This window comes from Phenylobacterium sp., from assembly GCF_036402295.1.
Classification (GTDB): domain Bacteria; phylum Pseudomonadota; class Alphaproteobacteria; order Caulobacterales; family Caulobacteraceae; genus Phenylobacterium.
In genome coordinates, this window is the sequence record NZ_DASWTE010000420.1 from 1 (window position 1) to 16,581 (window position 16,581).

General features: G+C 69.7%; 17 protein-coding genes and 1 pseudogene. 5 read left to right on the forward strand and 13 right to left on the reverse strand.

The genetic code is table 11. The features are described from left to right. From VGD44_RS24180 to VGD44_RS24210, 7 genes are all read right to left on the reverse strand, one after another. Window positions 1–1,215, reverse strand: a 1,215-nt coding sequence (locus VGD44_RS24180) for a class I adenylate-forming enzyme family protein (RefSeq protein WP_331090937.1), incomplete at its 3' end; no start/stop codon positions are given. Between the two features lie 4 nt (window positions 1,216–1,219). Then, on the reverse strand, window positions 1,220–1,528 hold the full coding sequence (locus VGD44_RS24185; RefSeq protein WP_331090938.1) for a hypothetical protein: 309 nt from the start codon (window positions 1,526–1,528) through the stop codon (window positions 1,220–1,222). A gap of 41 nt (window positions 1,529–1,569) precedes the next feature. Further along, window positions 1,570–2,343: an SDR family NAD(P)-dependent oxidoreductase gene (locus VGD44_RS24190; protein ID WP_331090939.1), complete on the reverse strand. Its 774-nt coding sequence runs from the start codon at window positions 2,341–2,343 to the stop codon at window positions 1,570–1,572. Next, the gene (locus VGD44_RS24195; RefSeq protein WP_331090940.1) at window positions 2,340–3,599 is read right to left on the reverse strand and encodes an acyl-CoA dehydrogenase; all 1,260 of its coding nucleotides are present in this window, start codon (window positions 3,597–3,599) and stop codon (window positions 2,340–2,342) included. The genes VGD44_RS24190 and VGD44_RS24195 overlap by 4 nt, the downstream gene beginning before the upstream one ends. 11 nt (window positions 3,600–3,610) lie before the next feature. Next, window positions 3,611–4,744: an acyl-CoA dehydrogenase family protein gene (locus VGD44_RS24200; RefSeq protein ID WP_331090941.1), complete on the reverse strand. Its 1,134-nt coding sequence runs from the start codon at window positions 4,742–4,744 to the stop codon at window positions 3,611–3,613. A 75-nt stretch (window positions 4,745–4,819) separates the two neighbouring features. Then, window positions 4,820–5,839 carry a hypothetical protein gene (locus VGD44_RS24205; protein ID WP_331090942.1) on the reverse strand — a complete coding sequence of 340 codons (1,020 nt, stop codon included), beginning with the start codon at window positions 5,837–5,839 and terminating at the stop codon, window positions 4,820–4,822. 107 nt (window positions 5,840–5,946) lie between these two features. After that, window positions 5,947–6,207 carry a hypothetical protein gene (locus VGD44_RS24210; RefSeq protein ID WP_331090943.1) on the reverse strand — a complete coding sequence of 87 codons (261 nt, stop codon included), beginning with the start codon at window positions 6,205–6,207 and terminating at the stop codon, window positions 5,947–5,949. Window positions 6,208–6,351: 144 nt separating this feature from the next. Between VGD44_RS24210 and VGD44_RS24215 the strand changes: the two genes are divergently transcribed. Further along, window positions 6,352–7,146 (forward strand): SDR family NAD(P)-dependent oxidoreductase, encoded by a 795-nt coding sequence (locus tag VGD44_RS24215; protein ID WP_331090944.1) that lies wholly within the window; start codon window positions 6,352–6,354, stop codon window positions 7,144–7,146. A 27-nt stretch (window positions 7,147–7,173) separates the two neighbouring features. Here VGD44_RS24215 and VGD44_RS24220 read toward each other — a convergent pair whose 3' ends face one another. Next, window positions 7,174–7,611: a CBS domain-containing protein gene (locus VGD44_RS24220; RefSeq protein WP_331090945.1), complete on the reverse strand. Its 438-nt coding sequence runs from the start codon at window positions 7,609–7,611 to the stop codon at window positions 7,174–7,176. A gap of 156 nt (window positions 7,612–7,767) precedes the next feature. Between VGD44_RS24220 and VGD44_RS24225 the strand changes: the two genes are divergently transcribed. Continuing rightward, entirely contained in the window at window positions 7,768–9,000 is a 1,233-nt protein-coding gene (locus VGD44_RS24225) for an acyl-CoA dehydrogenase family protein (RefSeq protein ID WP_331090946.1), read from the forward strand. Window positions 9,001–9,096: 96 nt separating this feature from the next. Continuing rightward, a complete protein-coding gene (locus VGD44_RS24230; RefSeq protein ID WP_331090947.1) occupies window positions 9,097–9,540 on the forward strand; it encodes a hypothetical protein in 444 nt (147 codons plus the stop codon). 10 nt (window positions 9,541–9,550) lie between these two features. On the opposite strand, the gene VGD44_RS24235 is transcribed toward VGD44_RS24230, so the two are convergent. Both VGD44_RS24235 and VGD44_RS24240 read right to left on the reverse strand, forming a co-directional pair. Continuing rightward, a complete protein-coding gene (locus VGD44_RS24235) occupies window positions 9,551–10,957 on the reverse strand; it encodes a M20/M25/M40 family metallo-hydrolase (RefSeq protein ID WP_331090948.1) in 1,407 nt (468 codons plus the stop codon). 62 nt (window positions 10,958–11,019) lie between these two features. Further along, on the reverse strand, window positions 11,020–12,081 hold the full coding sequence (locus VGD44_RS24240) for a phosphotransferase family protein (protein ID WP_331090949.1): 1,062 nt from the start codon (window positions 12,079–12,081) through the stop codon (window positions 11,020–11,022). Between the two features lie 31 nt (window positions 12,082–12,112). Between VGD44_RS24240 and VGD44_RS24245 the strand changes: the two genes are divergently transcribed. Both VGD44_RS24245 and VGD44_RS24250 read left to right on the forward strand, forming a co-directional pair. Beyond that, the gene (locus tag VGD44_RS24245; protein WP_331090950.1) at window positions 12,113–13,333 is read left to right on the forward strand and encodes an amidohydrolase family protein; all 1,221 of its coding nucleotides are present in this window, start codon (window positions 12,113–12,115) and stop codon (window positions 13,331–13,333) included. Then, on the forward strand, window positions 13,330–14,124 hold the full coding sequence (locus VGD44_RS24250) for a phytanoyl-CoA dioxygenase family protein (RefSeq protein WP_331090951.1): 795 nt from the start codon (window positions 13,330–13,332) through the stop codon (window positions 14,122–14,124). The genes VGD44_RS24245 and VGD44_RS24250 overlap by 4 nt, the downstream gene beginning before the upstream one ends. A 212-nt stretch (window positions 14,125–14,336) precedes the next feature. On the opposite strand, the gene VGD44_RS24255 is transcribed toward VGD44_RS24250, so the two are convergent. The 3 genes and pseudogenes from VGD44_RS24255 to VGD44_RS24265 all read right to left on the reverse strand — a co-directional run. Further along, entirely contained in the window at window positions 14,337–15,395 is a 1,059-nt protein-coding gene (locus VGD44_RS24255) for a tetratricopeptide repeat protein (protein ID WP_331090952.1), read from the reverse strand. Window positions 15,396–15,404: 9 nt separating this feature from the next. After that, window positions 15,405–16,301, reverse strand: coding sequence for a Ku protein (locus VGD44_RS24260; RefSeq protein ID WP_331090953.1), 897 nt, complete (start codon window positions 16,299–16,301; stop codon window positions 15,405–15,407). A 10-nt stretch (window positions 16,302–16,311) separates the two neighbouring features. Continuing rightward, window positions 16,312–16,581 (reverse strand): annotated as a pseudogene (locus tag VGD44_RS24265) (hypothetical protein); the annotation flags it as partial.

Sequence of the window (16,581 nt, forward strand, 5' to 3'; positions counted from 1 at the left end):
CATGTTCTCGCCGCCGCGCACGATGACGTCGTCGAGCCGGCCTTCGACGAAGAGGTAGCCCTCCTCGTCCAGGAAGCCGCCGTCGTTGGTGGCGAACCAGCCCTCGTCGTCGATCACCTTCTTCGACGTGTACTCGCCCGAGACCTGCTCGCCGCGGACATAGATCTCGCCCGACTGGTTCGGACCCAGCACCTTCCCGTCGGGATCGCGGATCTCGACCTCCAGGCTGGGCAGCGGCCTGCCCACCGAGCCCAACCGTCGCTTGCCGGCCTCGTCGTCGGCGTAGATCGCCATGCGGTGATCGTCGGGCCCCAGGATCGAGATCGTGGAGCTGGTCTCCGTCAGGCCGTAGGCGTTGGCGAAGTCCACGTGCGGCAGCAGGTTCAGCGCGCGTTCGATCACCGGCAGCGGCATGCGCCCGCCGCCGTAGCTGATCGCCTTCATCGCCGGCAGGCTCTCGCCGGTCTTCTCCAGCACGTCGAGGATGCGGCCCAGCATGGTGGGCACCACCATGGCGTGGGTGATCCCCTCGGCCGCTGCCGTCTCCACCCACGTCTCGGGCGTGAAGGCGTCCAGATGGACGATGCGGCGTCCGGAGTAGGTCCCGGTCAGCACGGCCGAGATCCCGGCGATGTGGTAGGGCGGCACGCTGACCAGCGCGGCTTCGTCCTCCTCCGCGCCCAGGAATTCCACCGTGGAGATCACGTAGGACGTCAGGTTGCGGTGGCGCAGGATCGCGGCCTTGGGCTCGCCCGTGGTGCCGCTGGTGAACAGCAGCACCGCGATGTCGTGGTCCATGTCCAGGAACTGCGCCTCGCAGTCGCCGTGGACCTTGCAGGCGGCCTCGAAGGCGCTGCGGCTGACGATCGTCACCCCCTCGGCCGGCGCCAGCCGCGGGACCATGTCGTCGTCGACGATCGCCACGGACGGGGCCGTGCGGGCCAGCAGCTTGGAAAGGTCGGCGTCCGGCAGCCGGTAGTTCAAGGGCGCGAAGGGCCGGGCCAGCATACCGGCCGCGAAGATCGCCACCGGCAGGGCCGGTCCGTTCAGGCCGACGAAGGCGACGTTGGTCCCGCCCAGCTGCTCCAGCCAGGCCGCCCCGTGGTGGGCGCGCCGCCGCGCCTCGGCGAACGTCAGCCCGTCCGCGCGCCGCCCCAGCGCCAGCCGGTCAGGCGCCGCGTCGGCGACCATGTCGAGCAGGAGTGCGGTGTGCATCCAGTCAGTCCGAGGCGGGCAGCTTCTTGGCTTCCTTGGCGCCGATGGGCCGGCCGCCGATGGTGAGCGTTCCGGCGCCCGCCTTGGTGCACAGCACCTCCATGCCGGTCTCCTCGTCGGCGTAGCGCTTGCCCGCCTGGCTGCCCTCGGCGAAGTCGGCGGCGATCTCCTTGCCTTCCGGCTTGGGCTCGCCGTGGGGGACCATCTGATAGCCGCCGCACTCCAGGGTGGCCGGGGTCTTGGGCGGCCGCACCACCACCACCTCGACGTCGCACACCGCGCTCTTCCAGCGCGATCCCGGCTTCAGATCCATCCGTTCACTCCCACGTACCGTTTGTTCTGATTGACCTACCTCTAGCGGCCGCCCTGCCCGTCGTCCACGCGGATGACCGTGCCCGTGACGGCGTCGGACGCCGGGCCGACGAGGTAGAGGAGGGTGGAGTCGAGCTGCGCCGGGTCCCCCAGCCGCTGGCGCGGGAACCGCTGGGTGATGTCGCCCACGCGGCTGAGCATCCCGTCCATCATCTCGGAGGCGAATGCGCCCGGCGCGATGGCGTTGACGTTGATGTGGTTGCGCGCCCACTCCACGGCCAGCACCTCGGCCGTCCGCGCCACCGCCGCCTTGCTCACCGAATAGAGCGCAGCGCCGCCACCGGTGTACGAGAAGGCCGCCGCCGAGGCGATGTTGACGATCCGCCCGGGCTTGTCGGCCGCCATCAGCCGCCGCGCGACCTCGCACGACAGGATGAACGGGGCCCGGACGTTGACGTCGAGCACCCGGTCGATCAGCTCCAGCGACATCTTGTGCGCCCGCTGGGCGTCGGGGATGCCGGCGTTGTTGACCAGGATGGTGACGACGCCCAGCTCGGCCTCCGCCTTGGCGACCGCGCCGATCAACTGGCCGGCGTCGGTGGCGTCCATCTCGATGGGGAGCGCCACGCCACCGCTGCTGCGGATTTCCTCGGCCAGCTCCTCCAGCTTGTCGAGCCGGCGCGCGGCGATGGCCACCTTGGCGCCCTGGCTCGCCAGCACCTTGGCGAAGCGGTAGCCCAGCCCCGACGAGGCGCCGGTGACCAGCGCCACCTGGCCGCTGAGGTCGGTGGAGGCGTTGGGAAGCGGGAAGCTCATGCCTTGGCCCTCCCGCTGGTGGGGATGTCCTTGAAGGGGACGTTCTTGTCGACGCGGATGTCGCCGGGCAGGCCCAGCACGCGCTCGCCGATGATGTTGCGCAGGATCTCGTCCGAGCCGCCCTCGATGCGGGTCGCGGGCGAGCGCATCAGCATGGCCTGGAAGCGCGCGTTCATGGGGCTGTCGGCGTCCCAGACAACGCCTGCCTGGCCCTGCAGGTCCAGCGCGAACATCGCCAGCTCCTGCATGGTCGCGCCGGCCACCAGCTTGCCGATGGAGTTCTCCGGCCCCGGCGTCTGGCCCTTCGACAGCGCCGTGATCGCCCGCATGCCGGTGTACTTCAGCCCCGACTGCTTCACCGCGAACTGCGCCAGCCTCGAGCGCACCGAGGCGTCGTCCACCGCCGGCCGCCCGTCGATCTCGGCGTCCATGCAGAACTGGAACAGCTCCGGGAACCCGGTCGACATCCCCGACCCGATCGACAGCCGCTCGTTCATCAGCGTGGTCAGCGACACCTCCCAGCCCTGCCCCACCGCGCCCAACCGCTGGTCGTCGGGGATGCGCACGTCGGTGAAATAGACCTCGTTGAACCCCGACTGCCCGTTCGCCTGCTTGATCGGCCGCACCTCCACGCCCGGCGAGTCCATCCGCAGGAAGAACATCGTCAGCCCCTTGTGCTTCGGCACGTCGGGGTCGGTCCGGGTGATCAAGAGGCCCCACTGCGAGTGCTGGGCGCCGCTCGTCCACACCTTCGATCCGGAGATGATCCAGTCGCCGGAGCCATCGTCGGCCTTCACGGCCTTGGTGCGCAGGCCCGCGAGATCGGAGCCGCCGGCCGGTTCGGAGAAGAGCTGGCACCAGATCTCCTCGCCGCTGGCGAGCGGCGGCAGCAGGCGGCGCTTATGCTCCTCCGAAGCCCAGGCCATCACGGTCGGGCCGCACATCCCGTGGCCGATGATGAAGGGGCCCGAGAGCGCACCGTAGACGCCCTCCTCCTGGCCGAAGATCACCCGCTCGATGGGCGTCGCGGCGCGGCCGCCGTACTCCTTCGGCCAGTGCAGGCAGGCCCAGCCGGCCTCGGCCTTCTTCTTCTGCCAGGCCTTCGAAGCCTGCAGCGGGTCCTCGCTCTCGATGCCCGACGAGGCGAAGCTGGCGCGCTTCAGCTGGTCTTCCAGGTGCTTGGGCGCGTTGGCGGCGAGCCAGGCGCGGACCTCTGAGCGGAAGGCGGCTTCCTGCGGAGTGTCGTCGAAATCCATCTCACTCCTCCTCAGGCCGCGGCCGTGTTGGCGCCGCGCATGCGCTCGATCAGCAGGTCTTCCCAGGTCGACAGCGACCCCAGGCTCAGCGCCAGCGCGTTGGAGCGCCGGTAGTACAGGTGGCAGTCGAAGGCCCAGGTGAAGCCCATGCCGCCGTGCGTCTGGATGTTGTTCTTGGCGCAGTGCTGGAAGGCTTGGGTGGCCGAGACCCGCGCCGTCGCCGCCGCGATGGGCAGCTCGGCCGCGCTCGAGGCCAGCGCCCAGGCGCCGTAGTAGCAGTTGGAGCGCGCGAGCGTGGCCGAGACGTACATGTCGGCCAGCAGGTGCTTGATCGCCTGGAACGAGCCGATCGGCCGGCCGAAGGCCATGCGGTCCAGGGCGTAGTCGCGGGCCATCTCCAGCGCCCGGTCGGCGCCGCCCACCTGCTCGAAGGCCATCAGGATGGCCGCGCGGTCCATCACCTGCTCGGCGATCCGCCAGCCGTCGCCCTCGGCGCCCAGCGGCTCGGCCGGGGCGCCATCGAAGGCGATGCGCGCGTAGCTGCGCGACGGATCGATGGTCTCCAGCGCCTCGCGCTTCACGCCGGACCCGCCCAGGTCCACCACGAACAACGAGATCGCGTTCTCGCCGCGGCCAGACCCCGAGCGCGCCGCCACGATGGCCACGTCGGCGCAGTCGCCGTCAGGGACGGGCGCCTTCACGCCCGAGAGCTTCCCGTCCTTCACCGAGGCGTGGATCTTGTCGGCGCTCATCCGGCCCTGGCCTTCGACGAACGCGAAGGTCCCGACCGCCTCGCCGCTGGCCAGCTTCGGCAGCCACGCCTGCTTCTGCGCCTCGGAGCCCGCCTGCAGCAGGAACTCGGCCGCCAAGTAGATCGACGACGAAACCGGCACCGGCGCGATGGCGCGGCCCAGTTCCTCGGCCACCAGGCACAGTTCCAGGTGCGAGAGGCCGACGCCGCCGTATTCCTCGGGGATCGCCGCGCCCAGCACGCCCATCTCGCCCAGGCCCTTGTAGAGCGCCCGGTCGAACGGCTCAGGCCCCTCCAGGATCGCGCGGACGGCGGTGGTCGGACACTTCTCCGTCAGGTAGCGGCGGACCTGGTCCTGCAGTTGCTTCTGGTCGTCCGAGAAATCGAGGTTCATGGGCGGCTCCTGCGGCGCGCGGTCTCGCGCTCTTGGCCGCAGGTGACACCCCTGACGTGACGCCAGTCGAGGCCGTTATTTCGCCGCCGGTTTCGCCGGCGCCGGAGCGGCAGGCGGAGGCGGCGCGGCCTTGGCCTCGTTCTCCTGGACGCGGGCTCCCGAGAGGGCGTTGGGCAGGCTGTAGTTCCCCTCGTGGCAGGCGTACTCGTAGATCGGTCCCCTGGCGGTGCGCAGCGGCATCTGGGCCTTCCACGGCCTGGCGAACATCACCGGGTCCTCGGCGGCGAACTCGTAGAGCATCTGGTTCGGACCCGTGCGGGTGAACCGCTCGGTGAGCCTGCCCTTCTCCGACCACATGAAGCCGCCCGTCATCGAGCCGACGTAGGTCTTGGGATGGAAGTTGGTGGTCTCGACGACCAAGGTGTCGCCCTCCCACCAGCCCACGCTGTCGCCCATCCAGGGCGTGATGCGTTCCGGCGGCCGGGCCTTGTCGGTCAGGCGGATGACCCGCACGTCGTGGTTCATCTCGATGTAGATCGCGACATGGTCCTTGGTCTGGGTGATCTGGTAGTGGCCGTTGAAGCCCGTGTTCATCATCGGTGGGCCCTCGGGCGAGCCGATGGCGATCAGGCAGCGCTCTTCGAGCGGCCGGCCCTCGGGACCGTCGTAGTTGCTCACCTGCCTCGCCGCCTTCTTGCCGGCGTCCGTGAACGGCAGCTTGCCGTCCGCCGGCTCGACGATCCACGACGAACGGGGCTCGCCGTCGATGCGCGCGAGCCGGAGGTCCATCTCGATGATGTCGGCCTGGGGGGCGTCCTTCACCACCGGCGGCGCCGGCGCATTGGGGTCCACGTGGGTGTCCAGCAGGCCGGCGGCCATCTGCTTGAAGCCGGCCAGCATCATCTTCTCCTCGGCCTCGGTTGCGACGAGGCCTTTGAAGATCGGCGCCCGCTGCAGCCACGTGAGCGAGGTGTTGGTCCAGAGGCCCTGCAGGTCGGGCGCGCCGAACTTCGTGCGCGGCGCCTTGTAGGCCTGCCCCTGGGCGGCGCTTCCTATCAGGGCTACGGCGAGACCCAGGCACAACAGACGACGCATGATCCCCTCGGAGTTGTTCGCTTCCGGCGATCACGGTCGCGCCGCGGCGGCCTCCGCGCCATGACGCGCCGGCTCAGAATCATGACCCGAGGGGCCATGCCGCCGACCTAGCGGTCGCGTACGGGCGGGGCCGCCGGCACGACGACGTCCGCCGGCGATCGGCCGATGCCCGGCGTCGGGGGTCCCATCAACGCCGCCGCAATGGCGAACACCAACGCGACCAGCACGGCCACCAGAAGCCAGACCGCGGCCGGAACCCTTTGCCCGGCCGGCGTGGCGTTCCGGAACGTATCGTCCGAGGTCGTGCTGCGTGGCATTTCGTCAGGCAGGTCCTGGCGGGTGACGCCGGGTTGGGAGTCGTCGCTCATCTCGAACCCTCAAGTGGGGAACAGCGCCTCCGGTCCGGGGTTCCTCCGGATTCAAGTCGTCGCCTTCCCGAGCGCAACGTCCCTCGCCCAGCGTCAACGGTCGGCCGTGCTAAGCCTCGCCGCAAGGCAAGCTTGGAGAACGCCATGAAACTCGACAGCTCGGTGTCCGCGATCGTGACCGGCGGCGCGTCCGGCCTCGGCAAGGCCACGGTGAAGGCCCTGCGCGACCTGGGCGTGAAGGTGGCGATCTTCGACTTCAACGCCGAGACCGGCGAGGCGGCGGCCAAGGAGCTGGGCGCGGTCTTCTGCCAGGTGAACGTGATGGACGAGGCCTCGGTGGACGCCGGCTTCGAGAAGGCCCGCGCGGCCAACGGCCAGGAGCGCATCCTGGTGAATTGCGCCGGCGGCGGCCGCGGCGGCAAGACCGTCGGCAAGAACAAGGAGACCGGCGAGATCGTGCCGTTCAAGGTCTCGGACTTCTCATACGTGCTCGAGCTCAACACCGTCGGGACCTTCCGCTGCGTGGTGAAGAGCGCGGCCGGCATGATCGCCAACCTCGAGCCCGACGAGACGGGCGACCGCGGCGCCATCGTCAACACCGGCTCGGTGGCGGCGGAGGAAGGCCAGATCGGCCAGGTCGCCTATTCCGCGGCCAAGGCGGCGATCAAGGGCATGACGATCGTCATCGCCCGCGACCTGTCGAACGACGCCATCCGCGTCAACACCATCCTGCCGGGCATCATGGACACGCCGATGCTGGGCGGCCTCAAGACCCGCGCCCCGCAGGTCTACGCCGGCCTCGCCGCCTCGGTGACCTTCCCCAAGCGCCTGGGCCACGCCGAGGAGTACGCCGACCTCGCCGTCACCATGTGCCGCAACGGCTACCTCAACGGCGAGACCGTCCGCCTCGACGGCGCGATCCGCATGGCGCCGCGCTAAGCCGCCGATAGCTCCTGGCCCCGGCCGTCAGTGCCGGGTCTGGGAGTGCTCGCCGCCCGGCCGGGCGATCTCGCTCAAGGCCTCGCCGGCATGCGCCTTGGCGCTGCCGGTCGCCAGGTCGCTCAGCGACACGATGCCGACCAGCCGCTTCTCGCGGTTCAGCACCGGCAGCCGCCGCACCTGGAGGTCGCCCATGTTGCGCAGGACGTCGTCGATATCGTCGTCCTCGTAGCAGTACTTCACCTCGGCGCTCATCACGTCGCCGACCGTGGCGCTCGGACCCTTGCCTTCCGCCACGCCGCGGATGGCGATGTCGCGGTCGGTGATCATGCCGACCAGCCGGTCGTTGTCGCTCACCGGCAGAATTCCGGCGTCACAGTCGGCCATGACCTTCGCCGCGTCGCAGATCGACTCCTGGGGGTTGGCCATCTTCACGTCGCGGGTCATGCATTCGCTCACGCGCATCGGGAGATCCTTGAGAAATGGGGCGGCGCGGCCCACCCGGCCGTCACAACAAGAACCCGGGCGCCGACGGGCCGTTCCGTCTCAGGGGCCGCATCACGGCCTTGTGGCAGGTACTGGGATCGCCTAGCGTCAAACAATCGTTTGAACGGGTGACGCATGGACCTGAGCTGGAGCGACGAAGACCGCCGGTTCCGTGACGAGGTGCGGGCGTTCCTGGACGCCGAGCTCATGCCCGAGCTGCGCCACGTGGGCAAGACGCTCACCAGCGTCTACGCCGAGCGCGACGTGAGCCTGGCCTGGCAGGCGATCCTCCTCCGCAAGGGCTGGGTCGCCCCGGCCTGGCCGAAGGAGTACGGCGGCTGCGCCTGGTCGGTCACCGAGCGCTACATCTTCGCCAGCGAGCTCGCCAAGGCGCACGCTCCGCCGCTGTCGCCCATGGGCCTCGGCATGTGCGGCCCGGTGCTGATCGGCCACGGCACGGCCGAGCAGAAGGCCCACTTCCTGCCCCGGATGCTGAAGGGCGAGGACTTCTGGTGCCAGGGCTACTCCGAGCCCGGGTCCGGCTCCGACCTCGCGTCGCTGCAGATGAGCGCCGTGGAAGACGGCGACGACTTCATCTGCACCGGCCACAAGTTGTGGACGACGCATGCGGCCGTGGCGAACTGGATCTTCTGCCTGGTGCGCACCTCCAAGGAGGCGATCCCGCAGCGGGGCATCACCTTCCTGCTGATCGACATGCGGACGCCGGGCGTCGAGGTGCAGCCGATCATCTCGCTCTCGGGCGAGCACATCCAGAACCACGTCTTCTTCACCGACGTGCGTGTCCCCAAGGCCAATGTCGTGGGCCGGGTCGGCGAAGGCTGGAGTGTGGCCAAGTACCTGATGCAGTTCGAGCGTGGCGGTGGCGTGCAGGCGCCCGGGCTGACCGTGCGGCTGCGCAAGATCGCCGCGATGATCGAGGCCGAGACGGCGGCGCGGCCCGACCTGGCCGACGAGGCCGCCGCGCTGCGCCGCCAGACCGCAGACGCCGCCATCCAGATCGAGGCGCTGGAGGCGACGGAACTGAAGCTGTTGTCACGGCTCTCGGCGGGCGACGCGCCCGGCGCGGAGTCCTCGCTGCAGAAGACCGTGGGCACCGAGCTTTCGCAGCGCCTGACCGAGATCGCGCTCGCGGCCGCGGGCCTCTTCGCCCAGGTCTACCAGCCGCACACGGTCTCCCCCGGCGGCCCGGTCCCTGGCTACCGCCCGCCGAACGACGCCGCGGGCATCGGGCCGGACTACAGCTGGACGGTGGCGGCCAAGTACCTCAACGACCGGGCGGGCTCGATCTACGCCGGCTCGAACGAGATCCAGCGCAACATCATGGCCAAGGCGATCCTGGGCCTGTGATCGGGGGGCCTGTGATCGGGGGACTCTGACGGAACCTTGGCTTCCCGGGGTCGGTTCCTGTTCCACAGAGGTGCGGGAACAGGGAGTAGCCACATGATGCGTATCCTTCTCGCCGGAGCGGCCTTGAGCCTTGCCGCCGGCCTCGCCCACGCCCAGACGCCGCCAGCCGCCCCGCCGGGCGACACGTCGGTCAACCCGCCGGTCTCGGCCACGCCGCCGAACCCCCCGGCGCCGCCCAGCACAACGGCGCCGACCAGCCCGACGACGCCCGGCGCGACGATCCCGCCAGCGAGCGACACCACCGCGACGACGGCGCCTGCCTACAAGACCGGCGCGACCATCAAGGACGCCCAGGGCCAGGTGATCGGCACGATCGCCAAGGTCACGAAGACGCCGGACGGCGCCACGACGGTCTCGGCGAAGGTCGATGGCCGCACGGTCAACCTCCCGGCCTCGGCCCTGACGCTGAGCGCCGACGGCACGGTCGTCAGTTCCATGAGCAAGGCGCAGATCACGGCCTCGACGAAGCCGCCGGCCTGAGCGCCGCCGTTTACTTCTGCTCGGCGTACGCCTTGATCAGGCGGTAGAGGAACTCGCGCCCTTGCGAGACGGACTGTACCGAGATGTGCTCATTCAGGCCGTGGATGTTGCCGGCGTCGTCGCCGCGGAACAGGGCCGAGAAGCCGAACGTCGGAATGCCGGCCGCGATCAGCCGCGTGGAGTCGGTGCCGAAGGTCTCCTGCATCGGCGTGACCGGAACGCCGGGGAATACCTTGGCCGCCACGGCCCGGATCGGATCCATGATCTGCGGCGTGAGGGGTGAAATGGGCGGCCGCGCCGCAGCGGGCGGAGGCGGCGCGCTGACCGTTACGCGCGGGTCGGCGATGGCCTCGACGATCGCCGACCGAACCGCCGCTATCGATTGCCCGGGCAGCAGGCGGCAGTTCACGGTCGCGCGCACCCGTTGCGGCTGAGCGTTCGACGCGTGGCCGCCCTCGATCAGGGTCGGGATGCAGGTGGTGCGAAGCATGGCCCTGCGGCTCATCGAACGATCGACGAGGGCGTTGGCGGCGAGGTCCTGCGGGTCGGCCAGAACCTTGCGCATGGCCGACCCGGTCTCGGCATCAACCCTTGGCGCGACGGCCTCGAAGTAGGCGCGGCTGAAAGCGTTGAACTCGGTCGGGAACGGCAGGGCGCCAAGCTTCACCAGGGCCTCGCCCAGGATGACGATCGGGTTCTCGGGGCGCGGCTTCGACGAGTGGCCGCCCGGTCCGGTGACCTCGAAAGTGAGATTGGTCGTAGCCTTCTCGGCGGCCATCACGGTGACAGCCAACTTGCGGCCCCGGTCGTCCAGGTCGCCGCCGCCGCCCTCGGTGATTGCGAAGTCCGCATCGATCAGCTCGCGCTTGTTCTGGGCGAGCCACGAGGCGCCGTTGACGAAACCGCTGGGCTCCTCGCCGCAGGTCAGGGCCATCTTGATCGTCCGCCGCGGCTTCAGGCCCTCGGCGTGGTAGCGCACCATGCTGTCGGCGAAGATGGCGTCCTGGGCCTTCATGTCCGAGACGCCGCGCCCATAGAACTCGCCGTTCTCCTCGACCAGGACGTAGGGGTCGCGGGTCCAGTCCGCGCGATGCGCGTTGACCACGTCGATGTGGCCGAGCAACAGCACCGCCCTGGCCTTGGGGTCTTTACCCGGCAACACCGCCACCAGATTGCCCGACTTGGGCGAGTTCTCGGGCACGAAGATGTGCAGATGCTCGGCCGGGAAACCTGCGGCCTTCATGCGCGCGGCGGTCTTGTTCACGGCCACGGTGCAGTCGCCCGTCGCGTAGCTGGTGTCGGTCTCGACCATCTCCTGGAACATGGCGCGGAAGGCGGGCCAGCCTGGAGGCTCGGCGGCATGGACCGGCGTGGCGAGGCCAACGGCCAGGACCGCGAGCGTGCTGAACAGGCGCATGAGTGATCCCCTCGACGAGGCCACAGTCCCAGGCGGTCGGGGCGGCAGCAAGCGGAAGGCGCCTAGTCGATCCAGCGCAGCGCCCGGCGGAACAGCCCCACTGTCTGGTTGTGCAGGGCGTCGCCCGTCGCCTTCTCGGCCTTGCCGGCGGCGGCGCGGGCGTTGGTGCCTTCCAGGATGATGCCCAGCTTGTAGCAGGCCAGCACGCCGTACCAGCGCATGTGCGACAGGTCCCGCTCGGTCTGGCTGGCGTAGCGCTCCACCAGTTCCTCGATCTTGGGGAAGCCGTCCCATGGCTTCACGGAGACGGTCCCCGCTTCGATCGCATCGCTCTCGGGCCAGGTGGCCATCAACCAGCCCAGGTCCAGCAGCGGGTCTCCGATGGTTGTCAGTTCCCAGTCGACGATGGCCGCCAGTTGCGGACCGTCGAACCGGTAGAGGACGTTGGCCAGGTGGTAGTCGCCATGGATGATCCCGGGCTTGAAGCTCTGCGGCGTGCGCGCCGCCAGCCAGGCGCCCACCTCGTCGATCCCCTCGATCTCGCCGGGGCCGGCCCAGCCCTCGTACTCGTTGTAGCTTTCGAGCTGCTTCTTCCAGCGGCCGACCTGGCGCTCGAGGAAGCCGTCGGCGCGGCCCAGGTCGGAGAGCCCGGCGGCCACATGGTCGACCCGGCCGAGCGCGGCGATCCCGTCCGCCAGCGCAAAGCCCATTTGCCGCCGCACCTCGGCCGACCCAGCATGCAGCGGCGGCAGGCCGACGGTCGGGTTGAACCCCTCGATGGGCTCCATCAGGTAGAAGGCCGCGCCCAGCACGTCCTCGGCGGGCTCGGCGGCGATCAGGCCTGGGTGCGGCACGTCGCTGCCGGCCAGGGCGCCCAGCACGCGGGCCTCGCGCCGCATGGTCTCGCTGCCGTTCATCCGCGGCGAGAGCGGCGGGCGGCGCAGCATGAACCAGCGCTCGCCGCGCCGGAACCTGATCAGGATGTTCTGGGTGCCGCCGGGCGGCCGGTCCGCTTCCTCGATCGGCTTGCCGACCTCCAGCCGGCGCTCGTCCATCCAGGCGGCCAGGCGATCGAGGTCCACCAGGCTGCGCCAGGCCGCGAGGGATGGATCGGCTACGCTCATTTTCCGCCTCCAGGTTGACGCACGGTCACGATTGCAGCCGCCTTTTCCGCGACTTAGCCTCTCTCACGAGCAAGCGCCTTTCCAGGAGGCCGCCACGGCCGAAGGCTTCATCCTCGAGATCGAAGAGCAGGTTGGCCAGCCGGTCGCAGCGGAACGCAAGCCGCAGGCGAAGACCCGCGACTGGCCGGCCGGCACCCGCATCGTCTCGGCCGACTCCCACATGCTGGAGGGCGACCTCTGGATCGGCCGCTTCCCGCCCGAGCTGAAGGACCAGGCGCCGCGCATGGTCTTCAAGGACGGCGGCTGGGACCTCTCCATCGGCGGCAAGTCGATGACGCCCCAGCCCATCGCCCAGCACCTGTGCCAGGCGCTGGAGTGCTATCCCGGCCTGACCGACGTCCAGGCCCGGCTTGCCGACCTCGACATCGAGGGCGTGGAGAAGGAGCTCATCTTCCCGCAGCGCCTGTTCGGCCTGATGATGTTCGGCGAGATCGAGAACAAGCCGCACGTGTTCGGCGCCTATAACGAGGCGATCGCGGAGGCCTGCGCCCAGGCGCCCGACCGGCTCTATCCGGTGATGGTGCCGAGCTACTGGGAGCCCGAGGCCGCCGAGGAGAGCGTCGCCCGCTGCGTCGAGCTGGGCGCGAGCTGCCTGATGATCCCCATAAGGCCCGCCAAGTACGCCGACGGCCGGACCATCCAGTACAACCACCCGCGCCTGGACCCGCTGTGGGCCGCGATCGAGAAGTCCGGCCTGGCGCTCGCCTTCCACATCGGCGAGGCGATCCCCACCGCCGAGCCGGGCGCCGTCGGCGTCTCGGTGCTGACCCAGATGCAGGGCTTCCGGCAGAACTGGGCGCAGCTCACCTTCGGCGGCGTGTTCGACCGCTTCCCGGGTCTGAAGGTGGTGTTCGTCGAGGCGGGCCTGAGCTGGATCCCCGGCATGCTCCACGACGCCGACATGGTCTACAACAGCTTCCCGACCTCGGTGAACCCGAAGCTCAAGCATCCGCCGAGCTGGTACTGGCGCGCCCACTGCTACGCGACCTTCATGACCGACCCGGTGGGGCTGGAGATGCTGCACCGGATCGGGCCCGAGACGGCGCTGTGGTCTTCGGACTATCCGCACCAGGAGAGCACCTTCGGCTACACCCGCGGCGCCATCGAGGCCGTGTTCCGCGCCGTCCCGCTTGAGCAGGCGCAGATGATCCTCGGCAAGACGGCGCTGAAGCTGTTCCGGATGGAGCCTTGAGCAGCCTCGCCGAGACCTACGCCCGCGACGGCGTCGTGCACATCCCCGGCGTGCTGGACGCCGAGGCGCTGGCGGCGGCGCGGGCATCCTACGAGTGGAGCCTGGGCAACCCCGGCCCGCTGGCCTCGAACATCCGCCAGGCCACCGACGCCACCTTCTACCAGGACCTCTACAACCCCGACTGCCTGACCGGATACCGGGACATGCTGGAGGCCTCGCCGATCCCGGCCCTCTGCGCCGACCTCTGGGGCGATCCGGCGGTCTGGTTCATGTACGAGCAGGTGTTCCTGAAGGAGGGCGGCGAGGCCCGCCGCACGCCCTGGCACCAGGACTCATCCTACCTCGCCGTGGCCGGCGACCATCTGGCCGTCGCCTGGATCACTTTCGATCCCTGCGCCAAGGAAGACTCGCTGGAGTTCGTGAAGGGCTCGCACCGCGGTCGGCTCTACAACGGATCGCGCTTCGACCTCGACGACGACACCGCGCCCACGCACCCGAACTCGTCGCTGCCCCGGCTGCCCGACATCGAGGCCACGCGCGCCGACTGGGACATCGTCTCCTGGGCGGTCGAGCCCGGCGACCTCGTCGTCTTCCACCCCAGGATGCTGCACGGCGGCGCGCCCACCCATCCCGGCGCGCGGCGGCGCACGCTCACCCTGCGCTTCTTCGGCGCCGACGCCGTCTACGACCCGCGCGAGGGTGGCGCAGGCCCCCGCGTAAAGGGCTTCCACGACCAGATGCGGGCGGGCGATCCCTTCCGCCACCCGAGCTTCCTGAAGCTCCACGCCTGACCGGTCCCCGCCCCGCGGATTAACTTCCGCAGCACGCGGAACTCCCGAGGCTGTCATCCGGTTGTCATGTTGGATTGAAGGTGAAAACCAACGATCCCGATCCAAAACGCCACTCAAAATTCTGAGTGAAACGAACGGACCAGGAAGCCCGACGCGATCCCCCCAAAAGGTGAACGCCGGGCTTCGCTGTATCTGGAATCCCGACACATCCGTCAGGCCAGCCCGCTGCACACCTGCAGCGCGCGCCGCGCCGTGCGGGCCCAGTCCTCGGGCGGGTCCAGGGCCAGGTAGCGTTCGTACAGGGTCTTGGCCTCGCCTATGGCGCCGGATTTCATGCGCAGCTGCGCCAGATTGAACACGGCGTCCGAGTGGCGGGGATCGGCGTCCAGCACGCGGACCAGCTCCACCGACGCCGCCTCGGCCCGGCCCGCGGCGTCCAGCGCCTGGGCCAGGTTGTAGCGCGCCTCGATGAACTTCGGGTCGCGCGCCAACGCCCGCTGGTAGGCCAGCCGCGCCTGGTCGAACGCGCCCTGGGCCAGCCGGATGTTGCCGTGGTTGTAGGGCGCGATGGCGTCCCGGCGGTCGGCGCGGGCGCAGAGATCGTAGAGGTGGGCGGCGGCCTCCAGGTCGCCCTCGGCCTCCGCGACCGTGGCTGCCTCGAACAGGTCCTCGACGGTGGCATGGGCCTCATCGAAGGCCAGTTGGCCCTGCCCTTCCAGCGTGGTCAGGCCATCGGCCCATTTCAGCGCCGCGTCGCCCGCCGGCGTCAGCACGATGCGGTAGCGGCCGCGGGGCGCCAGATCGCGGGCGCGGGCCAGGATGCGCACCGTCTCGGCCAGGCTGCGGCCGTGGGCCATCAGGTCGGCGGCCGTCCGGATCGCCTGGGCGTCGCCGAACCGGCACCGGTCGCCATCGAGGCCGATGAGGTCGAAGGCCGCCAGCACCTCGGCGTCGGCGGCGGTGAGCGGCGTATCGGCTAGCGCCGTTGTCAGTGGCAGCGTCGCCGCCGGGCCGGCGGCCTCGCCGCCCAACAGCACGGCGAACGCGCGCTCGCCCAGCACTGGCACGCCGCGCGCCCGGGCCGCCTGGATGCGTTCGGACAAGGCTCCTGAATCGATCAGGGCCGTCGCCAGCGCTCCCACCACGAAGACGTCGGACCGGCGCGTCAGGTCGCGCGCGACCAGGCCGCCGGCCCGCTCGATCGCCTCTCCCAGCCGCTCGCGCTCGCCGTGCGAGAACCGGCCGTAGAGCGCGATCGCACGGTCACGCACGTCCATGGATCACGAGGCGGCGGGCGCCTTCTTCTTCGCAGCGGCCTTGGGCGCCGCGGCGGCCACCTCGGCGGCGGCCGGCTTCTCCGCCCCCTTCTTCGCCGGCTTGCCGAGGCTGGGCGCCGGCGGGCGGCGCTCCTCCTCGATCGAGCGGCGGAGCGCATCCATCAGGTTCACGACGTTGCCGCGCTCGGGCGCCTTGGTGATCACCGGCTGGCCGCCGGCGATCTTCGACTTGACCAGGGCCAGCAGCGCCTCCTCGTAGCGGTCCTCGAACGCCTCGGGCGCGAAGCTGGTGGCCTTCGACGCAATGATCTGGCCGGCCATGGCCAGCATGTCGTCGGCGAGCTTCACCTTCAGCGGGTCGAGCGCGCTGGCCGGCTCGCGGATCTCCTTGGCCGAGCGCAGCGTGGTCAGCCGGAAGCCGTCCTCGATGGGCTGCACCGTCACCAGCCGCTCGCGGCCCGACAGCACGATGCGCGCCACCGCCACCTTGCCCACCTTGCGCATGGCCTCGAGGATCACCGCGAAGGTCTCCTCGGCGATCGGGCCGTCGGGGGCCAGATAGTAGGTGGAGTCGTAGTAGATCGGGTCGATGTCGTTGGCGTCGACGAACCCGTCGATGTCGATGGTCTTGGAGGACTCGATTTCAATCTCGTCCAGCTCCTCGGCGGTGACGACGACGTACTTGTCCTTCTCGAACTGGTAGCCCTTCACCAGGTCGGCGCGGTCGATCTCGCCCAGCTCGGGATCATGGTACTTCTGCTGCACGCGGTTCAGCGTGTCCTTGTGCAACAGGTTGAAACTGATCTTGCCAGCGCTCGCCGAGGTGGCCGGGAAGAGCTTCACCGGGCACGAAACCAACGACAGCTTGAGATAACCCTTCCAGCTTGCCCGACCGGCCATGCAGGATCCCCTATCTCTTCATCCCAACGTCACGACGCATCTTAGCCGTAAGTTCTGAACTACTCGATACTAGTCCATCCCACGGGTCGGCGGCCAGCGTCTCCAGGCGCCGCACGACTGTAAGACGGTTGAAGGCGTCGCCGCCCGACAATTTCCTGAGCTCCTCCCAGGCGATCGGCGTGGCCACCGGGAAATTCGGCCGCGCGCGCAGGGAGTACGAGGCCACCGCGCTCGCGCCGCGGGCGTTGCGGATATAGTCGATGAAGATCTTCCCCTTGCG